This window comes from Martelella sp. (assembly GCF_984369615.1).
Map to the genome: position 1 here is coordinate 1 of NZ_CFHTCS010000436.1, position 3,220 is coordinate 3,220.

The 3,220-nt window shown below is 59.1% G+C and carries 3 protein-coding genes and 1 pseudogene; 2 read left to right on the top strand and 2 right to left on the bottom strand.

The genetic code is table 11. The features are described 5' to 3' along the window. Positions 1 to 668 (bottom strand): phosphoglucose isomerase-related protein (locus tag AC5DC2_RS21755; protein ID WP_491699994.1); only part of this gene is annotated, 668 nt, incomplete at its 3' end. 245 nt (positions 669 to 913) lie between these two features. Continuing rightward, the gene (locus AC5DC2_RS21760; RefSeq protein ID WP_024706297.1) at positions 914 to 1,318 is read right to left on the bottom strand and encodes a hypothetical protein; all 405 of its coding nucleotides are present in this window, start codon (positions 1,316 to 1,318) and stop codon (positions 914 to 916) included. A gap of 572 nt (positions 1,319 to 1,890) precedes the next feature. On the opposite strand from AC5DC2_RS21760, the gene cyoA reads away from it, so the two are divergent. Then, positions 1,891 to 2,997 (top strand): ubiquinol oxidase subunit II, encoded by a 1,107-nt coding sequence (gene cyoA / locus AC5DC2_RS21765; protein ID WP_491699995.1) that lies wholly within the window; start codon positions 1,891 to 1,893, stop codon positions 2,995 to 2,997. Further along, positions 2,997 to 3,220 (top strand): annotated as a pseudogene (locus AC5DC2_RS21770) (cytochrome o ubiquinol oxidase subunit I); the annotation flags it as partial. The gene cyoA and the pseudogene AC5DC2_RS21770, both read left to right, overlap by 1 nt.

The following is a 3,220-nucleotide window of genomic DNA, read 5'->3' on the forward strand; positions in this document are numbered from 1 at the left end:
CGCCCGTGGGAGACGAGCCAGTCGCGGGCGGTGGCGGCGTTGGTCATCGTCTCGACGGTGGTGAAGGTCTTGGAGGCGACGATGAACAGCGTCGTTTCCGGATCGAGCCCGGCGATCGTATCGGCGATATGGGCGCCGTCGATATTGGAAACATAGTGCAGGCGCGGTCCGTCGTGATAGGGCGCGAGCGCCAGCGTGGTCATGGCCGGGCCGAGATCCGAGCCGCCGATACCGATATTGACCACATCGGTGAAGGCCTTGCCCGTGGCGCCCTTGATCGAGCCGGAACGAATGCCGTCGGCAAACGCGCCCATCGCCTCCAGCACCGCGTTGACCGAGGGCATGACATCCTCGCCGTCGACCGTTACCGGCGTGTTGGCGCGGTTGCGCAGCGCCGTATGCAGGACGGCGCGGTCCTCGGTGAGGTTGATCTTCTCGCCGGCAAACATCGCCGCCCGCTTTTCGGCAACGCCCTTCTCTTCGGCAAGCCTGGCGAGTTCCGCCACAACCGCGTCATTGACGGCGGTCTTGGAGAAATCCATCAGCAGATCTTCGAACCGCAGGCTGAAACGGTCAAAGCGGGCCGGATCTGCAGCAAAGGCCGCCCGCAAATCCTCGGCATTGGTGCGCGTCACGGTTTCCCTGAGGGAATTGATAAGGGCGTTCATGTCGATGGCTCCCTGAAAAGACTTGGTTCACTCGCTTATAGCGCGTTCCTAAAACGATTGAATATGATTGTGCTCAATCATGCCGTCGAAATCGAACGCTTTTTTGACATTGAAGGCGGGCGAAGCCGGAAAATCAACCGCAGGACCGCGCTTTATGCTTTGGCCTGTGCCCGTGCCGAGCCTCAGACAAAAAAAGACCGCGCGCCTCATGGCACGCGGTCCGCGAAAGACTGTCTGTGATATGATCAGCTGGCCGCGCGCGGCGAGGCATGATCCTCGCGCTTGTGGGCGACCAGCATGAAATAGATGAACACGAAGGGGATCGCGCTCCAGTAGGCCACCGACTTGTCGTGGCCCATATTGCGGGCACGAAACGCGGTGAAGCGGCCGAAGGCGAGACCCGGAACAACGGCGTAGATCGACAGGCCCATATAATAGGCGGTGGAAAGCGCCATGCCCTCGCTGCCGACGGCCTCGCGCGGGAAGGCGTATTCCAGAAGGTAGGAAATCACCAGATTGATCACGAAGATGAAGCAGGCGCGCAGGAAATAATCCCGACGGTCATACTCCCGCAGTTCATTGGTCAGATAAACCCCGAGCAACACGCCGATGGCGCTCGTTACATAGGGAAAGAAAAACAGGCCTGACATCTCGTCTCCTCCTCGAAACGGTTGTGCGCAGTTTGTCACATGTGGCGTATTGTCGCATATCTTCACGCGATTGCGCAACTCCTGAAAATGCGTTGCTGTCCAACGGATCGGAGGTCGTTGAGACGCATCGTGTGGAGATAACGCACGAGCCCCCTTTTGCGTTGCAATATCAGTGCCGCCTGACACAGTTCCGGAAGTCGACGGGCTTGAGTCAGATCAATGAAAGCTGCAATCGGCAACCCCGCAGACGCTGCTTCAACCTGCCGATTGCCAATTTTCGTGGCATAATTCACGCATCGCGGGCAAAAAGCATGGCGCCAAGGTGACGCGAATGCGGCCTTGTGCCAAAATGCCACAGGACGGACACGTTTCATTTCTGGTCTAAATATGCGTATGAGACCGCCATGATGAGGCAGCCGTCCGGCAAGACAGGGGGCTGTCTTTAGGAAATGCCTGCACTTAAGCGTTCGGTCGCCGCGGGGACGATGGGCCAGGGCCGGCGGGCATGTCATCGACAATCAAGTCCGGATTATCCGCGCAATCCGGCGTCATTTTAGAGAATGAAGGCGATTGTGAACCTATACAAGCTTTTGAAACCGGCGCTGCTTTTGCCGCTTGCGCTTCTCTTGTCGGGCTGTCAGCTCATTCTTCTCGACCCGGCCGGCTGGGTCGCCAACCAGGAGCGCGACCTCCTGATCGCATCGACGGTGCTGATGCTCGTCATCATCGTTCCGGTGCTGGTGCTGGCGGTCTACATCCCCTGGCGCTACCGCGACGGCCGCAAGACCACCGATGACTACGACCCGGAATTCGAACATTCCTCGCTGTTCGAGGCGTTCATCTGGGGCGTGCCGGTCATGATCATCATCGCGCTCGGCGCGATGACCTGGATCTACACCCACAGGCTCGACCCCTACAAGCCGCTCGACCATATCGCCGGCGAGCCCCTGGAGATCGACGTCGTCTCGCTCGACTGGAAATGGCTGTTCATCTACCCCGAACAGGACATGGCCGTGGTCAACCAGCTGGTGATCCCGACGGACCGTCCGGTCAACCTGAAGCTCACCTCAAGCTCGGTCATGAACACCTTTGCCGTGCCCGCCCTTGCCGGCATGATCTACACCATGGCCGGCATGGAGACGAAGCTGCATCTGGTCGCCGAAGAGGCCGGGCAGTATTACGGCCGCTCGGCCAATTACTCCGGCCCCGGCTACGCCCATATGGATTTCGAGACCTTCGCCGTTTCCGAGGACGAGTTCTCCAGCTGGGTCAACACGGTCAAGGCTTCTTCCAACACGATGAGCGACGAGACCTATCTCCAGCTTTCAAAGCCGACGGTTGCCGACGGCGTCTCCTATTACAACGGCGTTGCCGACAACCTCTTCGACAGGATCGTCGGGCTCTGCGTCGAGCCGGGCAAGGTCTGCGTCGGCGAGATGATGATGCAGGACATGATGGGCGGCGGCGGCCTTCAGGGCGTGAAGACCAAGGACAGCTATCTTTATGACGAGTTCCCGCCCGGCGAGGGCTTCGACCAGCATCAATTCGACGGTGTGCTCCACGCCAATCCCGATGAGCCGCGACGCGGTCCGGTCAATATCAAGAATCCGAACCAGACCGTGACCCATATTCCCGGCGACGACAGCGCGTCGAACGCTTCTGAACCCGTGAGGCACTAATGAGATCTGAATTCTGGAACATCATATTCGGTAAGCTCAGCTGGGATGACATTCCCTATGACGTTCTCATTCTCGACGTCACCTTCGCTGCCGTCGTGATCGCGGCGCTGACCGTTTTCGGCCTGATCACCTATCACCGCAAATGGGCCTATCTGTGGAACGAGTGGTTCACCTCGGTCGACCACAAGAAGATCGGCGTGATGTATATCGTGCTGGCGCTGGT

Excerpts from the sequence above, each read along its gene's own strand:
- AC5DC2_RS21760 (WP_024706297.1), bottom strand. The coding sequence starts at position 1,318 with ATGTCAGGCCTGTTTTTCTTTCCCTATGTAACGAGCGCCATCGGCGTG.